The organism is Streptomyces sp. S.PNR 29, from assembly GCF_030386795.1.
Lineage (GTDB): Bacteria > Actinomycetota > Actinomycetes > Streptomycetales > Streptomycetaceae > Streptomyces.
Window position 1 is genome coordinate 84,171 of the sequence record NZ_JANUQM010000006.1, and the last position, 23,718, is coordinate 107,888.

Below are 23,718 nucleotides of genomic sequence, written 5' to 3' on the forward strand. Positions count from 1 at the left end.
GAGGGAGTACCGCCGGTGCCCGGTGAGAATCTGACCCGCGACGAGGCCCGGGAGCGGGCCGCACTGCTGTCCGTGGACGGGTACGAGGTGTCCCTCGACGTGCGTTCCGCGGTCGGTGACCAGGACGCCGACGGGGCCGGGCCCCGCACCTTCCGGTCCGTCACCACGATCCGCTTCCGCTGTGCCGAGCCGGGCGCGAGCAGCTTCGCGGACCTCGTCGCGCCGAGTGTGACCTCCGTCACCCTCAACGGCCGGGATCTCGACCCGGGCCAGGTCTTCGACGGCTCCCGGATCCTGCTGGAGGACCTGGCCGCCGACAACGAGCTGGTGGTCGACGCCCAGTGCGCCTACTCCCGCACCGGTGAGGGACTGCACCGCTTCGTCGACCCCGAGGACGGCGAGGTGTACCTGTACACCCAGTACGAGCCGGCCGACTCGCGCCGCGTCTTCGCGAACTTCGAGCAGCCCGACCTCAAGGCCCCGTTCCGCTTCGAGGTGCGGGCGCCCGAGGGGTGGACGGTGTGGAGCAACGGGGCCGGGGAACGCGCCGACGGGGTGTGGCGGTTCGCGGAGACCAGGCCGATCTCGACGTACATCACCTGCGTGGTGGCGGGGCCGTACCACTACGTGACGGACTCCTATGAGCGTGTGTTCGAGGACGGCACCCGGCTGGAGATCCCCCTCGGCGCCCTGTGCCGCAAGGGACTGGCCAAGCACTTCGACGCCGACGACGTGTTCCTGGTGACCAAGCAGGGCCTGGACTTCTTCCACGACCACTTCGACTACCCGTACCCCTTCGGGAAGTACGACCAGGCGTTCGTGCCCGAGTACAACCTCGGCGCGATGGAGAACCCGGGCCTGGTGACCTTCCGGGAGGAGTACATCTTCCGCGGCAAGGTGACGCGGGCGTCGTACGAGGGCCGTGCCAATGTGATCCTGCACGAGATGGCGCACATGTGGTTCGGCGACCTGGTCACCATGGAGTGGTGGGACGACCTGTGGCTGAAGGAGTCCTTCGCCGACTTCATGGGCGCGTTCTCGCTGGTCGGCGCGACCCGCTTCAAGGACGGCTGGATCACCTTCGCCAACCGCCGCAAGGCGTGGGCGTACCGCGCCGACCAGCTGCCGTCCACGCACCCCATCACCGCCGACATCCGGGATCTGCAGGACGCCAAGCTGAACTTCGACGGCATCACGTACGCCAAGGGGGCTTCGGTTCTGAAGCAGCTGGTGGCGTACGTCGGTCAGGACGCGTTCCTGGAGGGCGCCCGGCGCTACTTCAAGCGGCACGCGTACGGCAACACCCGGCTCGGTGACCTGCTGGCGGTGCTGGAGGAGACCAGCGGACGGGACATGGGGGCGTGGGCGCGCTCCTGGCTCCAGACGGCCGGGGTGAACGCGTTGACGCCGCAGGTGCTGCTGGACCGGCAGGGCCGGGTCGCCGAGCTGGCCGTGGTGCAGGAGGCCGCCGAGTCCCACCCCGAGCTGCGGCCGCACCGGGTGGCGGTGGGCCTGTACCGGCGGGGCGACTCGGGCGCGCTGGAGCGGTACGCGCGGGCCGAGGTGGACGTCGACGGGCCACGGACGACGACGGCGGAACTGGCGGGAGCGCAGGCGCCGGAGCTGGTACTCGTCAACGACGACGACTGGACGTACTGCAAGATCCGCTTCGACGAGACCTCGCTGGAGACGCTGCGGGCCGGTCTGGGTGACCTCACCGATCCGCTCGCGCGCGCCCTGTGCTGGTCGGCGCTGTGGAACATGACCCGGGACGCGCTGCTCCCGGCGCGGGACTTCGTGGACCTGGTGCTGCGGTTCGCGGGCCGCGAGTCCGACATCGGGGTGCTGCAGATGCTGCACGCCTGGGCGAACTCGGCGCTGGTGCACTACGCGGCCCCCGAGTGGCGCCGGACGGGCGGGCGGCTGCTCGCCGAGGGCGCGCTGCGGGAGCTGCGGGCCGCCGGGCCGGGCAGTGAGCAGCAGCTGGCGTGGGCCCGCTTCTTCGCGTCAGTGGCCTCGGAGCAGACGGATCTGCGGCTGCTGCGGGACCTGCTGGAGGGCACGGCGGAGATCGACGGGCTGGAGGTGGACCAGGAGCTGCGGTGGGCGTTCCTGGAGCCGCTCGCGGCGCACGGGGTCGCGGACGAGGCGGTGCTGGCCCAGGAGCTGGCCCGGGACGACACCGCGTCCGGCAAGCGCCACCAGGTCCGCTGCCTCGCCGCCCGCCCGTCGGCGGCGGTGAAGGCGCAGGCCTGGGCGCAGGTGGTGGAGTCGGACGCGCTGTCCAACGCCCTGGTCGAGGCGACGATCGCGGGCTTCTCGCAGGCCTCGCAGCGGGAGCTGCTGGCGCCGTACGCGGAGAAGTACTTCGCGGCGATCGAGCGGGTGTGGAGCGAGCGGTCGATCCAGATCGGGATGGACGTCGTCCAGGGCCTGTTCCCGTCCCTGCAGGCCTCGCGGACGACGCTGGACGCGACGGACGCATGGCTGTCCTCGCACGAGCAGGCCGCCCCCGCCCTGCGCCGTCTGGTGCTGGAGGCGCGGGACGACCTGGCGCGGGCGCTGCGGGGACAGGCCCGGGACGCGGCGTCGGCGACTCCCTGACGACCGGTCAGGAGCGATCGATCTTTGGCCCACGCTTGAGCGTTCCGTGATCGTTACGAAATTCAGGCAAGAGGAGCCGTAACCCCTGGCCCGCACCCGAACGGACCAGGGGTTTTCGGCACCCGAACACGCGTCCTTTAAGGCGCCCTTGTCCGTATTTGTCGACGGACATGTAACACCGGTTCGGAGCGGGCCCGTACGCGGGAACCTCCGGGTCATGAACCACAACACCCCGCTCTCCCCCCGCCCCCTGCAGCACCTGTCCGGCGGTCCCCGCCGCGTCGTGACGGTCGCTCAGCTCCGGGCGCACGGAGTCCCGGCCGCCGAGACGACCGGGCAGTGCCGCCCCGGCGGCCCCTGGCAGCAGATCCTGCCGGGTGTCGTCCTGCTCCACCCCGGCCCGCCGACCAGCGAGGAGCGGCTGCACGCGGTGCTGATGTACGCGGCACGCGAGCCGTCCACCGGGGTCCCGACCCAGCCCGGCGCCCAGGAGGCGGCCCCCACCGCCTACCCCGAGGCGATGATCACCGGCCTCGCCGCGCTGACGCTGCACGGCTTCGCCTCCGCTCCCCCGCTGCCGTCCCTGGAGGCCTTCGACGTCCTGGTCCCCCGGCTGCGCCGGCTGCGCTCGACGGGCTGCGCGCACATCATCCGCACGGCCGCCCTGCCCACCCCGCAGCAGGTGACGGGCCTTCCGGTCGCGCCGGTGCCGCGGGCCCTGGCCGACGCGGTGGCCGGGCTGTCGGACGCGGGTGCCGTACGGCGGCTGCTGACGGAGGCGGTCCGCGGCGGCCACTGCGAACCGGCGGCGGTGGTACGGGAGTTGAACCGGGCGCGGCTGCTGAGCCGCCCGCAGGTGGTGGACGCGGTGGACTCCCTGCTGGCCGAGAGCCGGGCGATCGCCGAGGACCGCCTGTACCGGATGGTGGGCGAGTACGGCCTGCCGGACCCGGTGTGGAACGTCGATCTGCGGTTGCCGGGCGGCCCGCACCTCGGCGGCGTGGACGCCTACTGGCCGGAGCAGGCGGTGGCGGTGGAGCTGGACACCCGCACCCACCGGCACGACGACGAGCTGTGGTCGGAGTACGCCGGCAAGCGCGAGCACCTCGAACGGCTGGGGATCACGGTGGTGTACCTGACGCCGAGGAAGCTCCGTGACGCCATGGAGCAGCAGGCGGCGGTGGTCCGTACGGCCCTGATGGCGTCGGGGGACCGGGAACCGGCCGCCTATGTCGTGGTGCTGCCCCGCCAGTGAGGGGCCGGGGCCGTGTCAGGAGGGGAGAGGAGGGGCCGCCGGAATCGCCGGCGGCCCCTCCTCGTGGAGTGCGGGGCGGTTGGGTTGAACGGCGTGAAGTCACGCGGCTAGGACCATCCTGGCGTACGGCTTGGCGGGCCTGACCGTCGTCGCCGTCACTCGGCGCAGAACTCCGCCTCGATGACCTTGTCGGTGTCCCCCGTCCAGTTCCCGTTGAAGTTGAAGGCCAGGGAGTGGCGGCCGTCGGCGGTCGTCACGGCCTCGGTGAGGGAGCCGAGGATGTCGCCGCCGTGGCCCCAGACGTGGACGCCGCAGGACAGTTTCCGGTCGATGAGGCCGAGGCCGTAGCGGCCGTTCGTTCTGCCCGGGACCGTCACCGTGGTCTTCATGGCCTTCAGCTGCTCCGGCGGAAGCAGCCTGCCGCGCAGCAGGGCCCGGTAGAAGCGGTTCAGGTCGGCCGAGTCGGAGATCACTCCCCCGCCCCCGTAGGCCAGCGACGGGTGGAACTCCGTGACGTCGTACGTCGGTCCGGTCGTCGTCGGGGCGAGCTTGGCGTAGGCACGGCTGCTGGGGCTCGGGACGGTGACCCGGGTGACCGGGACGGAGGTGTTGCGCAGCTTCAGCGGCTCGATGATGCGGCGGCGGATCTCCGTGCCGTACGGGCGGCCGGTGGCCTTCTCGATCACCCGCGAGGCCAGGACGTAGTTGGTGTTGGAGTACTTCCAGTCCGTGCCCGGCGTGAAGTAGGGCTCGTGCCGCATGGCGATCGCGACCAGGTCCTCGGGTGTCAGCGGGTGGTAGCGGTGCTGGAAGAAGCCCTCCGGGCTCATGCGTGTCCCGCGGAAGTCCGGGTCGGACAGGAAGTTGTAGATGCCGCTGGTGTGGTTCAGGAGCTGGCGCAGGGTGATCCGGCTGCCGTCGTGGCCGCCGCCGTGGACCAGACCCGGCAGCCACTGCTCCACGGTGTCGTCGAGCGACAGCCGGCCCTCGGCCTCCAGCTGGAGCATCACCGTGGCGACGAACGTCTTGGCGACGCTGCCGACGCGGTAGTGGTCCCGCGGCGAACGCGGCTCGCCCGTCCCGATGTCACCGAGGCCCGCCGTCGCCGACCAGCTGCCGCGGCCGTCCCGGGCCGTCACCGTCACCCCCGGCACACCGGCCTCGACCGCGGCCTCCACAGCCCTGCGGGTCGCGTCGTGGCCGCCGGGTCTCGCGGGCGGCGCCGCGATCGCCGGGGCGGCCAGGGCGGCCGACAGGGCCAGGGCCGTCGCCGCCACCAGTGCCGTCCGTACGCGTACGGTCATGTCTTCCCCCTTGTGATGATCGGTCGGGGGGACAGACTCCGGCGCGCAGGCCGAGGTTGACGCCCTTCGGGACGGTTGAGCGCCTCTCAGCCCTTCTTGAGCACCAGCTCCGTGTTGCGGTCCACCGCGTCACCCGACAGGGACGTGCGCGCGCCCGGCGCGTTGAAGGACAGCTCGCGGTACAGCGCCGCCAGGCCCGTCTGGGACAGGTCGCCGAAGTCCGTGCGGTGCGGGGCCGAGGACTCGACGAGCGTGGTGAACAGCGAGAGCGTGCCGTCCTTGTTGTCCACCAGCTCGATGACCCGGGCGAGTTGCGGGTAGTCGACGTGGGAGGCGGTGGAGATCTCCCAGAAGGAGCCGCCGTCGGCGAAGGCGTGCGGGGTGATGTCGTTCTTGTGGATGTGGCCGTTCACCCAGGCGAGCACATTGCGGTGACGGCCGAGGACCGCCAGGAGGCGCTGACCGTCGTAGCGGCGCTCGTTCGGGCGGGCCGGGTCGGGGCGGGTGTTCGTCATCGTCCTGCTGGTGTGGTGGGAGAAGACGACGGCGTACGAGTCCTTGTTCTCGCGCAGGGTGCGCTCCAGCCAGCGCAGCTGGTCCGCGCCGATGGAGCCCTCGTAGTGACCGCCGGGGTCGGTGGTGTCGAGGCTGACGCCGATGACGTCGTCGGCGATGCGGAAGGCGTAGTACTGGGTGCCCGCGTCGAGGTTCGCCGAGGAGTAGCCGTGACCGACCGGGCCCAGGCCCCGGTACGCCGGGTTCAGGTGTGCCTTGAGGTAGTCGGCCGGGGTGAACGGGGCGCGCTTCTCGTCCGGGGTCACCGAGCGCATGGCGCGGGCGTGAGCCTTGAGGAAGTCGGCGTATCCCACGCCCTGGCAGTCGGTGGCGTTCTTGATGGCGGCCTGGAGCTTCTGCGCCTCGGCGGCGGGCAGGCTCATCAGCTTCTTCCCGCCGATGGCGAGTTCGGTGAGGTAGGAGTCGCCGTGTGAGGCGTAGCAGCCCAGCGGCATGGAGTCGTGATTGCCGACCGTGGAGTACCAGGGCAGGTTCAGGCCGGGGCTGCGCGCCTCGCGGATCGCGGCCTTGAGGAAGCCGTCCAGCTGCGGGAAGCCGAGCTGCTTGTCGGCGTCGCGCACGGCCGCCTCGGGCTGCCAGTACTGCTTGAGGCCGCTGTTCTGGACGCCCTCGTAGCGGCGCGGGTCGCCGGAGTTGGGGGTGACGCGGCCGCCGCTCATGACCGTCAGGAACCACTCCAGCTCGGTCTTGGAGTTGTTGTCGCAGTTGTCGCCGGTGGTCATCGCGAAGTGCAGCGGTGCGCCGGTGACGGGGGCGCCCCGCAGCGCGTTGATCCGCTCCACGAGCGCGATGGCGCCCTGCACGGTCAGCGCCTCGTGCGGCCGCCAGGCGTGCACGTCGGCGGAGCGCAGGTACTCCAGGCGCAGCGGGTGCTGGGCGTCGATGATGTGCAGGTCGGTGAGCTGTACGAACGCGGCGAGCGCGGTACGGCGTCCGGTGCGCCCGGACTTGGGGGCGGCCAGGTCGGAGCGCACGACGCGCTGCCAGCCGGGCCCGTCGCCGAGACGGCGGTAGCCGGAGCTGCCGCGCGGGGTGGCGACGGAGGCGAGGGTGGTGCCCTTGGTGTACGGCGCGAGCGGCGCCGCCGGTGCCTTGCGCGAGGCGGCGAGCGGCGCCTCGGAGGTGCCGTGGGTGGTGGTGGCGGCCTGGCTGTCGCTGGGCCGCAGGGCGTAGCCGACGCCCGCGGAGAGGGCCACCGCGGAGGTGGCGGCGAGGATGGAACGGCGGTGGACCCCGTGGGCGGAGCCGGCGACAGAGCGTGTGCGCGACATGGCGCTTTCTCTCCCCGAGTGCGAACGCGTCGGCAGTGGTCACGGGGGCCGCTGCCGCGAACCTCCCGCTCTCACTGGATCGTTGGCACCGGGAATGACCTGCGCGTAAACGCGGTGGCAACGGGTGGCGCCGATCACCGTACGTGGATCTTGGACCACCCTGCGCGGCCACGGGCCGCTCCCCGAACGGCCGGGGAGCGGTCACGCACTGTTCACTTTCCGGGGTAGCGGAGGCATTTCCCCTCCGGAGTACCGGAGGGTGAAGGGCTATTCCTCGGCGAGCACGGCCCTCCCCGCCGCCGGCCGCTCCCGCCACAGCCGCAGCGCGACGTCAACGAGCCGCACGGTGTTCAGGCCGGGCAGGGCGTCCAGGTCCTGCCAGGCCGCCATGTCGGTGGAGCCGCCGACCTCGTACCGCAGTTCGCCGCCGACGACCCGGCCCTCGTAGACGAGCCGCACGCCGTGGTGATCGACGGTGCGGCCGAAACGGCCCGGGAACCTGCGGTGGGACGAGTCCACGCCGAGCAGCCCGGTGAGCTCGATGCGGTAGCCGGTCTCCTCCTCCACCTCCCGCACGACGGTGTCGTAGGGATCCTCACCGTGCTCCATCCCGCCGCCGGGCAGCACCCACTCGGGGGTGCCGCCGGGGCCCGGTGAGCGGGCGAGGAGCACCTGTCCGTCGCGGACGCACACGGCGTAGGCCGCCACCCTCAACTTCCTGCGCATTACGGGACGTTAACCCACCGACCCCGGCATGGGGCGGCGTTGGGCGACTTGTCACCTTCCAGGGCTGATGTCCGTAAACTGCATCGCGGGTTTTCCCCATACATGCATATCGATTCGGTCAACTCTCCCCAAACAATCGCCCCTTGCGTAAAGCTGAGCGGCCGTCCGGGATCGCATTCCGGACCGTTGCGACCAGGGCCGTTCAATCCCGGTCGCTCACCGCACGTTCCTTTACCTACAAGGGATGCCGATGACCCTCACCCCCCAGAGCGATCCGATACCGGGCGCGAGACGCGTGGCCCGCATAGCCGTGGCCGCCGGTCTCGTGGCCGCGCTCTCCGCGGCGGGGCCGATACCCCTGGCCTTCGCCGGCGACACACAGCCCGTCAGCGCCGACCCCGGCGTCAAGTCCGCGCAGAAGAAGCTCGGCTCGGACGACGCGGCCCTGCTCGCCGAGGCCAAGGCCGACGGCGACAAGAACGTGACGCTGATGGTCGCCACCGCGCCCGGGCAGACCGAACAGGTCGCCGGACAGCTGGACGCGGTCAAGGGCGGCGTCGTGGGGCGGACCTACGACAAGCTCGGTTACGTCCGCGCCACCGTCCCCACCGCGAAGGCGGACTCGGCCATCGCCGCCGCCGCGAAGCTCTCCTCGGTGCACGGCATCGACCTGCGGGAGGAGATCCCGCTGGACGACCCGAGCGTCGGCACCGCCAAGTCGGCGGCCAAGGCCGGCTACCCGGCGCCCGGCAGGAAGACGCCCGCCGAGAACCCGTACAACCCGTCCTTCGAGACGGGTGCCGTCGACTTCGTCGAGGACCACCCGAAGGCGGACGGCCGCGGCATCACCATCGGCATCCTCGACTCGGGCGTGGACCTCGGCCACCCGGCGCTGCAGAAGACCACCACCGGCGAGCGGAAGATCGTCGACTGGGTGACGGCGACCGACCCCGTCGTCGACCAGGACAGGACCTGGCGCCCGATGGTGACCTCCGTCTCCGGGCCCACCTTCACCTACGGCGGCAGGACGTGGACGGCCCCGGCGGGCTCGTACCGGGTCAGCACCTTCCTGGAGTCGTACACCACGGGCGGTGACGCGGCCGGCGACGCCAACCGCGACGGCGACACCACCGACTCCTGGGGCGTGCTGTACGACGCGGCGGCCGGGACCGTCCGCGTCGACCTGAACAACAACCAGGACTTCGGTGACGACACGCCGATGAAGCCGTACAAGGACGGCTTCCAGATCGGCTGGTTCGGCACCGACAACCCGGCGACCGACGTCGCCGAGCGCCAGCCGTTCGTCGTCGAGATCCGCAAGGACGTCGTCTACAACTCGGCCGGCGCCAAGGCCGACTTCGTCAACATCGGCGTCATCGAGTCCGAGCACGGCACGCACGTCGCCGGCATCACCGCCGCCAACGGCCTGTTCGGCGGGAAGATGAACGGCGCGGCTCCGGGCGCGAAGATCGTCTCCTCCCGTGCCTGCACCTGGACCGGCGGCTGCACCAACGTCGCGCTCACCGAGGGCATGATCGACCTCGTCGTCAACCGCGGCGTCGACATCGTCAACATGTCCATCGGCGGCCTGCCGGCGCTGAACGACGGCAACAACGCGCGCGCCGAGCTGTACACGCGGCTCATCGACACCTACGGCGTCCAGCTGGTGATCTCCGCGGGCAACTCCGGCCCCGGCGTCAACACCATCGGCGACCCGGCCCTCGCCGACAAGGTGATCTCGGTCGGCGCGTCCATCTCCAAGGCGACCTGGGCGGCCAACTACGGCTCGGTCGTGGAGAAGAAGTACGCGATGATGCCGTTCTCCTCGCGCGGCCCGCGTGAGGACGGCGGCTTCACGCCCACCCTGGTCGCCCCGGGCGCCGCGATCAACACCACGCAGACCTGGCTGCCCGGCGGCCCGGTCGCCGAGGCGGGCTACTCCCTCCCGGCCGGCTACTCGATGCTCCAGGGCACCTCGATGGCGTCCCCGCAGGCCGCGGGCGCCTCCGCGCTGCTGCTGTCCGCCGCCAAGCGGAAGGGCATCGACCTGAAGCCCGCCACCCTGCGCACGGCGCTCACCTCCACCGCCGACCACATCAAGGGTGTGCAGGCGTACGAGGAGGGCGCGGGCCTCATCGACATCGAGGACGCCTGGGACGCGATCCTCGACGGCGCCACCGCGCACGACTACACCGTGAAGGCGCCGGTCGACACCGCGATGGACGACAAGCTGAAAACTCCTGGCTACGGCACCGGCCTCTACGACCGTGAGGGCGGCCTGAAGGCCGGCCAGAAGAAGACGTACGAGGTCACCATCACCCGTACGTCCGGCGCGGACAAGGCGATCCGGCACGAGCTGGACCTGGAGAACAACGCGGGCGGCACGTTCCGGATCGTCGGCTCCGACGAGGTGAAGCTGCCGCTGAACCAGCCGGTGACCGTCAAGGTCCAGGCCGCTCCGAAGTCCGCGGGTGTCAAGAGCGCGATCCTGGAGGTCGACGACCCGAGGACCGAGGGCGTCGACAAGCAGGTCCTGAACACGGTCGTGGTCTCGGCGCCGCTGAAGTACACCTTCTCCGCGTCGAACACCGTGCAGCGCAACAGCACGCAGCACTACTTCGTGACCGTGCCCGAGGGCGCGAAGTCGCTGGAGGTCGCGATCGGCGGGCTGAAGGACAAGAGCCAGACCCGGTTCATCGCCATCCACCCCTACGGCACCGCGGTCGACACCACCGGCACGCCGTACTGCTACAACAACTACCTCGACGGCAACGGCTGCAAGCCCGACGTGCGGTCCTACGCCGACCCGCAGCCGGGCGTCTGGGAGATCGAGGTCGAGTCGCGCCGCACCTCGCCGCTGCTCGACAACCCGTACAAGCTGGACGTCTCCGTCCTCGGCGCGGCCTTCGACCCGGAGACCGTGACCGTGCCCGAGGCCAAGGTCGGCACCCCGGCCACCGCCTCCTGGAAGGTGACCAACGGCTTCGCCGCGATCGACGGCAAGCTGGCCGGCGGCCCGCTCGGCTCGGCCAAGTCGGCCCGTCCGACGATCAAGCAGGGCGAGACGCAGACCACCACGGTCGAGGTGCCGCAGGGCGCCAAGTCGCTGGACGTCGTCATCGGCGGCGTCTCCGACGCGGCGGCCGACCTCGACCTGGCCGTCTACGACGCCGCCGGCACGGAGGTCGGCAGCTCCGCCGACGGCGACTCGGAGGAGGCGGTCTCCGTCGCCTCGCCCGCCGCCGGTACGTACACCATCAGGGTCGTGGGCTACTCGGTGCCGGCCGGCTCCACCGCCTACGACTACAAGGACGTGTTCTTCGCCGCCTCCCTCGGCACCGTCACCGTGGACGACGCGGCGGCGGTGAAGCTCGGCACGGGCGAGTCGGCGTCCGTCTCCGGCAGCGTCACCGCGCTGGCCGCCGCGCCCGAGGGCCGGGAGTTCTTCGGTCAGGTGCGGCTGGTGAACGCGCGCGGCACGGCCGCGGGCGTCGGCAGCGTGAAGATCGAGAAGGTCGTGCCGTAAGTCCGGTACGGCACCGGGGGCGGGCGTCCGGTTCGGGCGCCCGCCCTTTCTCATTCGCAGCTCAGGGAGCGCGACTCGGGCAGTGCCTTGAGGATCCAGGCGCGTTCGCGGGCGATGTCCCGCTCGCCGACGGTCCACATGTCGGGGGAGGCGCCGTGGCGCGGGATGCCGACGAGCACGTGGTCGCCGGTGCGCAGCCGCGGGTCGACGTCCTGGCCCATGACGAAGGTGACCTCGTCCTTGCCCTCGGCGGGCTTGTAGGAGCGCGTCACCTCCAGGGTGATCCGCTCCTGCGCCGTGCCGGGCACCGGCTCGACGCCGGTCACGTCGCCCTCGGCGATGAGGCGGGCGCAGGCGACATAGCCAGGGGCGCTGAGGCCGGCGCCGCCACGGCTGTCCTGCTGGGCGCTGGCGCTGCTCGCGGAGTCGTCCGAGCCGCCCCCGGACCGGGCCACCAGCCAGCCCGTTCCGGTCACCAGTGCGCCGGCACAGGCCACGGCGAGGGCACCGAAGGCCACGGCGAGGAAGGGGCGGCGGCGTGGGCGGGGGGCTCGCACGGGGGCCGGTTCATCCGGTTTCCGCGTGTGCGTGAGGTCGGCCTCGGGGGCTTCGCCCAGCGCCCGCCCGATGATCCCGAGCTGCTCCCGCAGCAGGGCGACATCGGCCGCCGCCGACCGGCGCTCCGCCAGGAACGCGGCGTTCTCGGGTGCCTCGGGCGGCAGCGGCTCGTCGGTGAGCGCGGCCATCAGCGCGTCCACACCACAAGGCCCGTCGTGCTCGGCGGCCATGTCACACCACCTCGTCCTCGTGCAGGCGGGCGCGCAGGGCGCGTACCGCCGTGTGCAGCCTGCTCTTGACCGTGCCCTCGGGGATCCCCAGCTCCTCGGCGATGCCGCGCACCGGCAGGTCGGCGTAGAAGCGCAGGACCAGGACCTGACGCTGGGTGTCGGGCAGCTCGTCCAGGCCCTGGGCGACGGCGAGGGAGAGCAGGCTGGTGTCCTCGCCGGAGGGGTGGGCCGACTGCCGCAGCGCGGCCAGGCGCTCGCCGAGCCGCTCCTGGCGGCGCTTGGCGCGGTGCCAGTCCATCGCCAGGTTGGAGGCGACGACCGCCGCCCACGCCGACACGTCCCGCGGCGCCTCGCGCCCGCTCGCGGCCCGTTCCAGCAGCCGCAGGCGTACCTGCTGCACCCCGTCCGGCAGGTCCGCCTGCGGCACCCCGCCGAGCGCGAGCACCGCCCGCACCCGGCGCTCCTGGTCCGCGTCCAGGGGATCGTCCCGTACCGCGTCCCCCTGGCCGCGGCGGGTCCTTCTGCGCAGCACAGCCACCCCTCTCCTCACCGCGTTTCCCCTATGACGCCGGTGAGGGCGGAAACGTTCGGCCTCTTGTGGCGGAGTCCGGATCGAGGTGTACGTCACACCGTCGTATGCGCCGGCGCGCGGCGGGGCAGGTGCGGGGCAGTACAGCTTGCGGTCCGGGGGCCGGTGCGGCTGATTTCCTGCAGCTCAGCGGGGTGGCGGCCGAAGGTCCACGACCGGTGGCCGCGATGCCGCGTCCCATTCCCCGGGCGCCGTGGGTAAAGAACTGGACAGGCGGGCCGGGGTGGGCCGCATGATGGAAAAGCTCGACCGTGCATCAGGCACACGAACGTTACGAGAAGGAGTCGCCGTGAGGGTCGGAATCGTCGGAGCCACCGGTCAGGTGGGCACGGTCATGCGCAGAATCCTCACGGAGCGGAACTTCCCGATCGACGAGCTGCGCCTGTTCGCCTCGGCCCGCTCGGCCGGGACGGTCCTGGACGGCGTGACGGTGGAGGACGCGGCGACCGCCGACTACACCGGCCTGGACATCGTGCTGTTCTCCGCGGGCGGCGCGACCTCGAAGGCGCTGGCCGAGAAGGTCGCCTCGCAGGGCGCGGTCGTGATCGACAACTCCTCGGCCTGGCGCCGGGACCCGGACGTACCGCTGGTGGTGTCCGAGGTGAACCCGCACGCGATCGCCGACCGTCCCAAGGGCATCATCGCCAATCCGAACTGCACGACGATGGCCGCGATGCCGGTACTGAAGCCGCTGCACGCGGAGGCGGGCCTCGAAGCGCTGGTCGTCGCCACCTACCAGGCCGTGTCCGGCTCCGGCCTCGCGGGCGTCGACGAGCTGTTCGAGCAGGTGAGGAAGGTCGGCGACGACGCGCCCAAGCTCACCCACGACGGCTCGGCGGCGAGCTTCCCCGAGCCGAACAAGTACGTCGCGCCGATCGCGTACAACGTCCTGCCGATGGCCGGCTCGATCGTCGACGACGGCCTGGACGAGACCGACGAGGAGCAGAAGCTCCGCAACGAGTCCCGCAAGATCCTGGAGATCCCCGAGCTGAAGGTCTCCGGCACCTGCGTGCGCGTCCCGGTCTTCACCGGCCACTCCCTCCAGGTCAACGCCCGCTTCGCCCGCCCGCTGAGCGTGGAGCGCGCCAAGGAGCTGCTGGCCGACGCCCCCGGCGTCGTCCTCACCGAGGTGCCGACCCCGCTTCAGGCCGCCGGCCAGGATCCGTCGTACGTCGGCCGCATCCGCAAGGACGAGACCGTGGACAACGGCCTCGCCCTGTTCGTCTCCAACGACAACCTGCGCAAGGGCGCGGCCCTGAACGCGGTGCAGATCGCGGAGCTGGTGGCGGCGGAGCTCACCGCCGAGTAGGCGTCCGTACGCCGTGGGGGGCGGTCACCGCGGGACGGTGACCGCCCCTTCCGCATGCCCGGCCAGGGCGACCGCGGGCAGCGCGAGCAGTGCCAGTGCGGCGGCCAGGCACAGCACCTGTGGCAGGCCCGCGGCATCCGCCACCCGGCCGCCGGTGAAGGCGCCGAGGGCGATCGCCGTGTTGAACACCCCGGCGAACAGGCCCGACGCCGCCTCCCGGGCCTGCGGGGCGGCGGCCGACAGCCAGTTCTGCGCGGAGACGGAGACACCCCCGTACAGCAGGCCCCAGACGACGAGCAGGGCGGTCGAGGCGGCGAGCGAGCCGTCGGCGGGTACCAGCAGTGCGACCACCGTGCCGAGTCCGGCCGAGACGGCGAGCAGGGCGCGGCGCGGGTCGCGGGCCGCGAGAGCGCCGACCGCGAAGGTGCCGGCGACGCCCGCGACGCCGTAGCCCAGAAGCAGGGTGCTGATCAGGCCCGCCCCGGTGCCCGGCACGCGTTCCAGGACGGGGCGGACGTAGGTGTACGCGGCGAAGTGGCCGGTGACCAGCAGCGCCACCGCCAGCAGACCGCGGGAGACCTGCGGGAGCCGCAGCAGCCGGCCGAAGGTGGTGAGGCGGACCGGCCGCTCCGCCGGCAGCGGCGGCAGGGTCCTGGCCAGCACGCCCGCCGCGGTCAGGGCGAGCACGGACAGCGCGGCGAAGGACCAGCGCCAGCCCGCGAGCGCGCCGAGGAAGGTGCCCGCGGGCACACCGAGCACCGAGGCCACCGCGATCCCGCTGAAGATCACCGAGGTCGCCCGGCCGACCGAGGCCGGCGGCACGAGCCGTACGGCGAGCCCGGCGGCCACCGCCCACACCCCGCCGATGCACACGCCGACCAGGGCCCGGGCGAGAAGCAGGACGGCGAAGTCCGTGGCGAGCGCGCACAGCAGGTTGGCGGCGGCGAGCAGGAGCAGCAGTGCGCCCAGCATGGTCCGCCGGCCGGTGCGGCGGACGGCGACCGGCAGCAGCGGGGCGCTGACGGCGGCGAGCAGCCCGGGCAGGGTCACGGCGAGGCCCGCGGTGCCGGGCGAGACGCCGAGTCCCGCGCCGAGCGAGGTGAGCAGGCCGACGGGGAGCATCTCGGTGGTGACGACCGTGAAGGTGGCGGCGGCGAGGGCGAGCACAGCGGCCCAGGAGTGGCGGGGGGCGGGGGTGACGGATGTGTCCGGTCGGTCCGGTGAGGTGGTGTTCGGGGTCGTGGAGGACATGCCCCCAGCCTTTTGCGCGGGCGGGTGCGGAACAACGGCGAAGCGCTCACCCTTCTATGAGCAGGGCTCATCGATCTTCTATGAGCAGGGCTCATCGATCGGCAAGGGAGGGCTGGGGGCCGTGGCCGGACTGGAGGCGCGGGAACTGGAGTGCTTCCTGGTGCTCGCCGAGGAGCTGCACTTCGGCCGGACCGGGGAGCGGCTGTACGTCTCGCAGAGCCGGGTGAGCCAGTTGCTGAACTCCCTGGAGCACCGGATCGGCGCCCGTCTGGTGCACCGCACCAGCCGCCGGGTGGCGCTCACCCCCCTCGGGGAGCGGTTCCTGGCGCGGCTGCGACCGGCGTACGACGCGGTGCGGGCGGCGGTCGAGGACGCGCGGGCGGCGGCACGTGGCGTCGAGGGGACGCTGCGGCTCGGTTTCCAGGGGACGGCGGACGCCCGGCTGGTCGAGGCGGTCACGGCGTTCCAGGCCGCGCATCCGGGGTGCGTGACGCAGCTCGTGGAGATCCCGTTCGCCGACCCCTTCGGCGCGGTGAGCCGGGGCGCCGTGGACGCGTCCGTGGTCCTGCTGCCGGTCGAGGAGCCGGACCTGGTGCTGGGCCCGGTCTTCTCACGGCAGCGGCAGACGGTGGCCGTGTCCGTGCGTCACCCCTTCGCGTCCCGCCCCTCGGTCACCGCCGCCGACCTGGCCGACGTGCCCCTGGTCGGCGCCGCGTCCCCGGCGCCCGCGTACTGGCGTGCCGCGCACGCCCCCGGCGGCACGCCCGGACCGGAGGTGACCACCCTCCAGGAGGGCCTCACCCTGGTCGCCGCCGGTCGCGGCGCCCTGCTGCTGTGCCGGCCGACGGCCGCCCACCACCGCCGCGAGGACGTCACCTTCGTGCCCGTCGAGGGCCTGCCCGACTCGGCCCTCGGCCTGGTGTGGCACCGGGACGGGGAGACGGAGACGGTGCGGGCCTTCGCGCGGGCGGTGGCGCAGACGGCGTCGGGCCGGGCGAGGCCTAGGAGCGCCGCACCTCGTACAGGAAGCAGCCGTACTCCACGGCCCGGACGTGGACGAGTGCCACCTCGGGGTCGGTGAATGCCTCGTCGAAGGCCGGTTCGAAATCCTCGGCCCGCTCCACCAGGCGCCCGCCCAGGATGCGGCCGTCGGCGGAGTAGCGGCGGACCGTGCGGTGGGCGCCTGTGAAGGGCAGCCCGGCGCCGCGCGGGCCGGGGCACTCCCCGGCGTGGATGAACACCGGGCCCTGCTCGTCGTACGCGCCCGGGTCGACGCCCGCCCCGGCCGCCCAGCGGCGCAGCGGGGCGTAGGAGACCAGGGCGATGCTCTCCCCCGGCTCGCTGTGGCGCAGGCAGCAGCGGAGGGGGGCGCCGCCCTCCTCGTCGGTGACGGGAACCATCTCGCGTCCCGCGTCGTCAGCAGAGCGCAGCTCCTTCAGGGTCACGTGGGGAATCGGCCGTGCGGTGTACGCAGTCGCCGGCGTCGCCGTGGGTGTCGTCATGCGCCCAGGCTCGCGGGTGTCCGTCCCGCTCACCGGCGGGAAACGGACATCGCATTCGCCTCCGGTCCCGTGGAAGGATGGCGCAACCGACACATATCGAGGAGATGACCGCGTGCCTGGCACAAACCTGACTCGGGAAGAGGCGCAGCAGCGGGCGAAGCTGCTCACCGTTGACTCGTACGAGATCGATCTCGACCTCTCCGGCGCGCAGGAGGGCGGTACGTACCGGTCCGTGACCACGGTGCGCTTCGACGTGGCCGAGAACGGCGCGGAGTCCTTCATCGACCTGGTGGCCCCGGCCGTCCACGAGGTGGCCCTCAACGGCGACCAGCTGGACCCCGCCGAGGTCTTCAAGGACTCCCGGATCGCCCTGCCGGCGCTTCTCCAGGGCCGGAACATCCTCCGCGTGGTCGCCGACTGCGCGTACACCAACACCGGCGAGGGCCTGCACCGGTTCGTCGACCCCGTCGACAACCAGGCCTACCTCTACACCCAGTTCGAGGTGCCGGACGCCCGCCGGGTGTTCGCGAACTTCGAGCAGCCGGATCTGAAGGCGACCTTCCAGTTCACCGTGAAGGCTCCGGAGGGCTGGACGGTCATCTCCAACTCGCCGACGCCGGAGCCGAAGGACAACGTCTGGGTCTTCGAGCCGACCCCGCGCATCTCGACGTACATCACGGCCCTGATCGTCGGCCCGTACCACTCGGTCCACAGCGTGTACGAGAAGGACGGCCAGTCGGTGCCCCTCGGCATCTACTGCCGTCCCTCGCTCGCCGAGTACCTCGACTCGGACGCGATCTTCGAGGTGACCCGGCAGGGCTTCGACTGGTTCCAGGAGAAGTTCGACTACGCGTACCCGTTCAAGAAGTACGACCAGCTGTTCGTCCCGGAGTTCAACGCGGGCGCGATGGAGAACGCGGGCGCGGTCACCATCCGCGACCAGTACGTGTTCCGGTCGAAGGTGACGGACGCGGCGTACGAGGTGCGTGCGGAGACCATCCTGCACGAGCTGGCCCACATGTGGTTCGGCGACCTGGTCACCATGGAGTGGTGGAACGACCTGTGGCTGAACGAGTCGTTCGCCACGTACACCTCCATCGCCTGCCAGGCCCACGCGCCCGGGAGCCGCTGGCCGCACGCGTGGACGACGTTCGCCAACCAGATGAAGACGTGGGCGTACCGCCAGGACCAGCTCCCGTCCACGCACCCGATCATGGCGGAGATCCGGGACCTCGACGACGTCCTGGTCAACTTCGACGGCATCACGTACGCCAAGGGCGCCAGCGTGCTGAAGCAGCTGGTCGCGTACGTCGGCATGGACGAGTTCTTCCGGGGCGTGCAGGCCTACTTCAAGGCCCACGCGTACGGCAACACCCGCCTGAGCGACCTCCTCGGCGCGCTGGAGGAGACCTCCGGCCGTGATCTGAAGACGTGGTCGAAGAAGTGGCTGGAGACGGCCGGCATCAACATCCTGCGCCCGGAGATCGAGACGGACGCGGACGGTGTGATCACGTCCTTCGCGATCCGTCAGGAGGCCCCCGCGCTGCCGGCCGGCGCCAAGGGCGAGCCGACGCTGCGGCCGCACCGCATCGCGATCGGCCTGTACGAACTCGACGACGCGTCCGGCAAGCTGGTGCGGGACGAGCGGGTCGAGCTGGATGTCGACGGGGAGCTGACGGCCGTACAGCAGCTGGTCGGCAGGCGCCGCCCGGCGGTGGTCCTGCTCAACGACGACGACCTGTCCTACGCGAAGGTCCGCCTGGACGAGCAGTCGCTGGCGTTCGTGACGCAGCACCTGGGCGACTTCGAGTCCTCCCTCCCCCGGGCCCTGTGCTGGGCGTCGGCCTGGGACATGACGAGGGACGCGGAGCTGGCGACGCGCGACTACCTCTCCCTGGTGCTGTCGGGCATCGGCAAGGAGTCCGACATCGGCCTGGTGCAGTCGCTGCAGCGGCAGGTGAAGCTGGCGATCGACCTGTACGCCGCCCCGGCCGCCCGTGAGGCGCTGCTCGCCCGCTGGACGGACGCCACGCTGGCGCACCTGCGCGCGGCCGCTCCCGGCAGCGACCACCAGCTGGCGTGGGCCCGCGCGTTCGCGGCGACGGCGCGGACGCCGGAGCAGCTGGACCTGCTGGACGCCCTGCTCGAAGGGTCCCAGACCATCGAGGGCCTGGTCGTCGACACGGAGCTGCGCTGGGCGTTCGTGCAGCGGCTCGCCGCGGTGGGCCGCTTCGACGAGGCGGAGATCGCCGGCGAGTACGAGCGGGACAAGACGGCCGCGGGTGAGCGCCACGCCGCCACCGCCCGGGCCGCCCGGCCCACCCCGGAGGCCAAGGCGGAGGCCTGGGCCTCGGTCGTGGAGTCCGACAAGCTGCCGAACGCCGTCCAGGAGGCGGTGATCTCCGGCTTCGTCCAGACGGACCAGCGCGAGGTGCTGGCGCCTTACACCGACCGGTACTTCGAGGCCGTCAAGGACATCTGGGAGTCCCGCTCCCACGAGATGGCCCAGCAGATCGCGGTCGGCCTGTACCCGTCGGTCCAGGTCTCGCAGGAGACCCTGGACAAGACGGACGCGTGGCTGTCCTCCGCCGAGCCGAACGCGGCCCTGCGCCGTCTCGTCTCCGAGTCCCGGGCGGGCGTGGAACGCGCCCTCAGGGCCCAGGCGGCGGACGCCGCGGCCGGGCACCAGTAGTCGCCCGTACGACGGTGAGGGGCGCCCGGTGCCGCACCGGGCGCCCCTGACGTGTTCAGCGCGGGGACACCCCGCCGGTGGCCTTGACCAAGGTGCCGGTGACGGGGCCCGGCCCGGGCGGTCCGGCCGGGGTCGGCGCCGTGCGCGGCATGAGCTGGCCCGCCACCGTCGCCCCGAACGCCAGCGCCATCCCCGCAAGCTGCACCGGCGTCAGCGCCTGCCCGAGCGCGGCCCAGCCGACAGTCGCGGCGGTCAGCGGCGACAGCGGGCCGAGGAAGGTGACCTGGGTGGCGGTGAGGCGGCCGATGCCCCGGAACCACAGCCAGTACGCGACCGCCGTGTTCGCCAGCGCCAGGTAGAGGTAGCCGCCGGCCGCGCGGCCGTCCAGCGCGGGCGGCACGCCCTCGACCAGGAAGGCGACGGGCGCGATGAGCAGGCCTCCCGCGGTCAGCTGCCAGCCGGTCAGGGCCAGCGGGCCGACGCCGTCGGGGCGGCCCCACCGCTTGGTGAGGACGGTACCGGCGGACATGGACGCGGTGGAGGCGAGGGCCGCGAGCACCCCCAGCGGGTCCAGCGCCCCCGCCGCCTTCAGCACGACCAGGCTGACGCCGAACGCGGCCACGACCCCGGTCAGCAGCGTCCGTACGGTGGGCCGCTCCCCCAGCAGCACCGCCCCGAGCCCGGCGACGAAGAGCGGACCGACCGAGCTGACGACGGCGGCCATGCCGCCCGGCAGCCGGTACGCGGACAGGAACAGCAGCGGGAAGAAGGCGCCGATGTTGAGCGCGCCGAGCACCGCCGCCTTCCACCACCAGGCGCCGCGCGGCAGCACCCGGGCGAGCGCGAGCACCAGCAGGCCCGCGGGCAGGGCGCGCATGAGGCCGGTGAACAGGGGGCGGTCCGCCGGGAGGAACTGCGTGGTGACGGCGTAGGTGGTGCCCCAGGAGACGGGGGCGAGGGCGGTGGCGGCGATGAGCGCGGCGCGGTTGGCGGCCATGGGACACCCTTCAAGTAGGTCAGCAGGAAGTAGCTTAGCTCTAAGCTACTTATCGTCAAGCTACTTTCTTGCGGGTGACCGTCCGGCGGCCGATACTCGGCACATGACCGCACACCCACAGCCGCCCCGCAGGGACCCCGTCGACGCGATCATCGGCCAGTGGGCTGCCGTACGGCCCGACCTCGACACGCGGGCCATGGAGGTCTTCGGGCGCCTCAACCGCCTCTCCCGAGCCATCGGCGACCGCATGGAGAAGGCGTACGCGCCCTATGGGATCTCCCGTGGGGAGTTCGATGTGCTGGCGACCCTGCGTCGCTCCGGCGAGCCGTACACACTCTCGCCCCGCCAGCTCTCGGCGACGCTCATGCTGACCACGGGCGGCATGACCGGCCGCCTGGACAAGCTGGAGCGGGCCGGGCTGCTGCGCCGCTCCCCCGACCCTCACGACCGCCGCGCCCTGCAGGTGTCGCTCACCGAGAAGGGTCTGCACCTCATCGACGAGGCGGTCGCCGCCGGACTGGCCGTCCAGACGGAAGCCCTGTCCGCCCTCGACGACGAACAGGCCGGCCAACTGGCCGACCTGTTGCGGAGACTGGTGCTGGGCACGGGGGCCTGAGACCGGCCTCCGAGCCGGACCGAGGGCGCGGGAGTCACCCTCCCGGCCGTGAACGGCCGTCACCCGACGTGGGCGGCGACCGCCCGCTCGACGGCAGCCCGGTCCGCCGCGTCCGCCGCCCAGGCCACGTATCCGTCGGGCCGCACCAGCACGGCGGTACGGCGGTCGCTCGCCCAGCGCTCCACGGCCAGCCGGTCCGCGCGGGCACTCCCGCCCTGGTACGGCTCCGGGGTGATCAGCACGAACCGGCCGCCGCGCTGGGCCTCATGAAGGCGGCCGCCGCCGGCCAGGGCGACATCCGGGACGCGCCGACCGGTCAGGGGATGGGAACCCCGGGGAGCGGCGTACCTGTAGCCGATGCCGGTGACCTGGCCGACGGCCCTGCGGCGGGCCGGGCCGACGGAGCCGAGGAAGCCCGCGAGCGCGGCGCGCAGCGCCACCGTCCAGGGGTGCTTGGCCATGGCGAGGCGCACGATGCCGCCGCTGCTGAGGAGCACCGCCCTGCCGACGGGGTGGCGTTCGGACTGGTAGGTGTCGAGGAGTTCCTCGGTCGCGTGGCCGTTGATCACCTGGGCCAGCTTCCAGCTGAGGTTGGCCGCGTCCTGCAGGCCGGTGTTCATGCCCTGACCGCCGGCCGGGGTGTGGACGTGGGCGGCGTCCCCGGCGAGGAAGACCCGGCCGACGCGGTACGCGGGCGCCTGGCGTTCGTCGCTGTGGAAGCGGGACGTCCAGCGGGCGTCGTGCATACCGAAGTCACGGCCGAGGGCGAGCCGGGTGTTCTCCCGGACCTCCTCGATGTCGACGGGCGTGTCGTCGGGGACGTCGCGGGCGCGGTTCCAGCAGATGACGCGGTGGTATCCGTCGGCGAAGGGCGCGATGAAGGCCAAGGCGTCGCCCACGGCGTTGGCGGTGAGCAGGTCCTCGGGCGGCTCCGCCAGCCGCACGTCCGCCAGCACGACGGAACGGATCACCGAGCGGCCGGGGAAGGGCAGGCCGATCGCGTCGCGCACGGTGCTGCGCATACCGTCGGCGCCCACGACGTAGGCGGCCCGCAGCTCCCCGGTCCGGCCGTCCACGGCGCGGACCTGCACCGTCACGCCGTCCGGGTGCTGCGTCAGCCCGGCCACCTCGGTCTCGTACCGGAAGTCCGCTCCCGCTTCGACCGCGCGCCGTTCCAGCACCTTTTCCACCTCGTACTGCGGGAGGACGAGGAGGTGGTTGAAGCGGGAGGGGAGGCCGCCGAGGTCGAGGGAGAGGTGGCCGAAGAGGCGGAGGCTGTCGAGGCGCCGGCCGACGGCCTCCAGGTCGTCGGCGAGCCCTCGGGCGTCGAGTTGCTCCAGGGTGCGGGCGTGCAGGACGAAGGCGCGGGACAGGTTGCTGATCTTGTGCGGGCGCTTCTCCAGGACGGTGACGGGGACGCCGGCGGTGGCGAGATCGCCGGCGAGGAGGAGGCCGGTGGGGCCGGCGCCGACGATGATCACGGCGGGAGTGGTGCCCGGGGTGGTGCCGGAGGTGGCGTTCATCTTGGCCTTCCTGAGTGCCAACGTGTGTTTGCCTACATCTGTTTGCCAACGCTCGTTGACCCCAAGTTAGACCTCGGCTCAGCACTGGTCAACGCTTGTTGGCCTACTTGTGTTGGCCTACGCTCGTTGGCATGCCCGACAGCAAGCCCACCGCCCCCTCCCGCCGCTCCGACACCACCCGAGCCGCGATCCTCGAAGCCGCCCGCGAGCGGTTCGCCACCGACGGCTACGAACGGGCCACCATCCGCGCCATCGCCAAGGACGCGCACATCGATCCGTCGATGGTCATGCGGTATTACGGCAACAAGGAGGGCCTCTTCGCGGCGGCCGTCGCCATCGACCTGAGGCTGCCCGACCTGCGCGCGCTGCCCCGGGACCGGGCCGGTCACGCCCTAGTCACCCACTTCCTCGACAGATGGGAGGAGAACGAGGTGCTCACGGCCCTGCTGCGGGCGGGCGCCACCAACCAGGCCGGGGCCGAGCGGATGCAGGGCATCTTCCGGGACCAGTTGCTGCCGGTCGCCCGCCAGGTGTGCCCGGACCCCGAGCAGGCGCCCGCACGGGCCGGGCTCGTCTCGACGCAGGTCCTCGGGCTGGCACTCACCCGGTACGTGCTGAGGTTCCCGCCGGCCGTCGCGCTGACCCGCGAGGAGATCGTGGCGTGGCTGGCGCCCACACTGCAGCGGTACCTCACCGCACCGCACCCCTGAGCAGCCCGCCCCCGGGAACGCACCCGGAGGCACCCGGACGCACCCCGGCACACACAGTCACACACAGTCACCCGGACACGCGGAGGGCGCCGTCTCCGGCGTACGTACGGCGGTGTGCGTGTACGTACGCCGGAGACGGCGCCCTCCGGGAAGTGCGCGGCGGAGCCGTCCGGGGGACGGCCCTGCGTCAGGCCTTGGCGTCGGCCTTGGTCCGGATGTTCTTCGTGGTCACCCGGTGCTCCTGCTTGGACTTGTCCAGAACCATGACCAGACCGGCGATGACCAGGAACAGCACGATCGGAGCCGCGACGTAGAGGCCCAGCGTCTCGATGACGCTCAGACCCGGGCCGGGGTCGTCACCGTCGTCGCGGGTGAGCGCGAGCGCGGGGGACGACATGAGCAGCATCATCAGCGTCGTACCGGCGGCCAGGGCGCCGGCGCGCAGGGCGTTCTTCTTGTCCACGGTGCAAAAGGTAGCG

General features: G+C 72.2%; 18 protein-coding genes. 8 read left to right on the top strand and 10 right to left on the bottom strand.

The features are described 5' to 3' along the window. The first annotated feature begins 15 nt into the window (after positions 1-15). Positions 16-2,604, top strand: a complete 2,589-nt coding sequence (gene pepN, locus NW895_RS17700; protein ID WP_289936661.1) for an aminopeptidase N — start codon at positions 16-18, stop codon at positions 2,602-2,604. A 217-nt stretch (positions 2,605-2,821) separates the two neighbouring features. After that, positions 2,822-3,859, top strand: coding sequence for a hypothetical protein (locus NW895_RS17705; protein ID WP_289936663.1), 1,038 nt, complete (start codon positions 2,822-2,824; stop codon positions 3,857-3,859). A 155-nt stretch (positions 3,860-4,014) separates the two neighbouring features. Here the strand turns inward: NW895_RS17705 and NW895_RS17710 are convergent, their stop codons facing one another. From NW895_RS17710 to NW895_RS17720, 3 genes are all read right to left on the bottom strand, one after another. Next, positions 4,015-5,163 carry a serine hydrolase domain-containing protein gene (locus tag NW895_RS17710; RefSeq protein WP_289936665.1) on the bottom strand — a complete coding sequence of 383 codons (1,149 nt, stop codon included), beginning with the start codon at positions 5,161-5,163 and terminating at the stop codon, positions 4,015-4,017. A gap of 86 nt (positions 5,164-5,249) precedes the next feature. Continuing rightward, positions 5,250-7,010, bottom strand: a complete 1,761-nt coding sequence (locus tag NW895_RS17715) for a TIGR03767 family metallophosphoesterase (RefSeq protein ID WP_289936666.1) — start codon at positions 7,008-7,010, stop codon at positions 5,250-5,252. Positions 7,011-7,277: 267 nt separating this feature from the next. Beyond that, on the bottom strand, positions 7,278-7,736 hold the full coding sequence (locus tag NW895_RS17720) for an NUDIX hydrolase (protein WP_289936667.1): 459 nt from the start codon (positions 7,734-7,736) through the stop codon (positions 7,278-7,280). A gap of 250 nt (positions 7,737-7,986) precedes the next feature. Between NW895_RS17720 and NW895_RS17725 the strand changes: the two genes are divergently transcribed. Further along, positions 7,987-11,262 (top strand): S8 family serine peptidase, encoded by a 3,276-nt coding sequence (locus NW895_RS17725; RefSeq protein ID WP_289936668.1) that lies wholly within the window; start codon positions 7,987-7,989, stop codon positions 11,260-11,262. A 50-nt stretch (positions 11,263-11,312) separates the two neighbouring features. On the opposite strand, the gene NW895_RS17730 is transcribed toward NW895_RS17725, so the two are convergent. Together NW895_RS17730 and NW895_RS17735 are read right to left on the bottom strand one after the other, a co-directional pair. Continuing rightward, positions 11,313-12,050, bottom strand: a complete 738-nt coding sequence (locus tag NW895_RS17730) for a hypothetical protein (RefSeq protein ID WP_289936669.1) — start codon at positions 12,048-12,050, stop codon at positions 11,313-11,315. A 1-nt stretch (position 12,051) separates the two neighbouring features. Beyond that, positions 12,052-12,582: a sigma-70 family RNA polymerase sigma factor gene (locus tag NW895_RS17735; protein WP_289936670.1), complete on the bottom strand. Its 531-nt coding sequence runs from the start codon at positions 12,580-12,582 to the stop codon at positions 12,052-12,054. Between the two features lie 346 nt (positions 12,583-12,928). Here NW895_RS17735 and NW895_RS17740 point away from each other — a divergent pair, with 346 nt between their 5' ends. Further along, positions 12,929-13,948 (top strand): aspartate-semialdehyde dehydrogenase, encoded by a 1,020-nt coding sequence (locus tag NW895_RS17740; RefSeq protein WP_289936671.1) that lies wholly within the window; start codon positions 12,929-12,931, stop codon positions 13,946-13,948. Positions 13,949-13,972: 24 nt separating this feature from the next. On the opposite strand, the gene NW895_RS17745 is transcribed toward NW895_RS17740, so the two are convergent. Further along, positions 13,973-15,199: an MFS transporter gene (locus NW895_RS17745; protein WP_289936672.1), complete on the bottom strand. Its 1,227-nt coding sequence runs from the start codon at positions 15,197-15,199 to the stop codon at positions 13,973-13,975. Positions 15,200-15,320: 121 nt separating this feature from the next. On the opposite strand from NW895_RS17745, the gene NW895_RS17750 reads away from it, so the two are divergent. Next, on the top strand, positions 15,321-16,280 hold the full coding sequence (locus tag NW895_RS17750) for a LysR family transcriptional regulator (RefSeq protein WP_289936673.1): 960 nt from the start codon (positions 15,321-15,323) through the stop codon (positions 16,278-16,280). Here NW895_RS17750 and NW895_RS17755 read toward each other — a convergent pair. Then, on the bottom strand, positions 16,201-16,701 hold the full coding sequence (locus NW895_RS17755; RefSeq protein ID WP_289936674.1) for a DUF1203 domain-containing protein: 501 nt from the start codon (positions 16,699-16,701) through the stop codon (positions 16,201-16,203). The genes NW895_RS17750 and NW895_RS17755 overlap by 80 nt on opposite strands. A 112-nt stretch (positions 16,702-16,813) precedes the next feature. Here NW895_RS17755 and pepN (NW895_RS17760) point away from each other — a divergent pair, with 112 nt between their 5' ends. Beyond that, positions 16,814-19,393, top strand: coding sequence for an aminopeptidase N (pepN, locus tag NW895_RS17760; RefSeq protein ID WP_289936675.1), 2,580 nt, complete (start codon positions 16,814-16,816; stop codon positions 19,391-19,393). A 55-nt stretch (positions 19,394-19,448) separates the two neighbouring features. Here pepN (NW895_RS17760) and NW895_RS17765 read toward each other — a convergent pair whose 3' ends face one another. Further along, positions 19,449-20,390, bottom strand: coding sequence for an EamA family transporter (locus tag NW895_RS17765; RefSeq protein WP_289936676.1), 942 nt, complete (start codon positions 20,388-20,390; stop codon positions 19,449-19,451). A gap of 103 nt (positions 20,391-20,493) precedes the next feature. Here NW895_RS17765 and NW895_RS17770 point away from each other — a divergent pair, with 103 nt between their 5' ends. Next, positions 20,494-21,006: a MarR family transcriptional regulator gene (locus NW895_RS17770; RefSeq protein ID WP_289936677.1), complete on the top strand. Its 513-nt coding sequence runs from the start codon at positions 20,494-20,496 to the stop codon at positions 21,004-21,006. Between the two features lie 59 nt (positions 21,007-21,065). On the opposite strand, the gene NW895_RS17775 is transcribed toward NW895_RS17770, so the two are convergent. After that, the gene (locus NW895_RS17775) at positions 21,066-22,529 is read right to left on the bottom strand and encodes an FAD-dependent monooxygenase (RefSeq protein WP_289936678.1); all 1,464 of its coding nucleotides are present in this window, start codon (positions 22,527-22,529) and stop codon (positions 21,066-21,068) included. A 131-nt stretch (positions 22,530-22,660) separates the two neighbouring features. Here NW895_RS17775 and NW895_RS17780 point away from each other — a divergent pair, with 131 nt between their 5' ends. After that, positions 22,661-23,239, top strand: a complete 579-nt coding sequence (locus tag NW895_RS17780; protein ID WP_289936679.1) for a TetR family transcriptional regulator — start codon at positions 22,661-22,663, stop codon at positions 23,237-23,239. A gap of 187 nt (positions 23,240-23,426) precedes the next feature. On the opposite strand, the gene NW895_RS17785 is transcribed toward NW895_RS17780, so the two are convergent. Then, entirely contained in the window at positions 23,427-23,702 is a 276-nt protein-coding gene (locus NW895_RS17785) for a hypothetical protein (protein WP_289936680.1), read from the bottom strand. Positions 23,703-23,718: the final 16 nt, after the last annotated feature.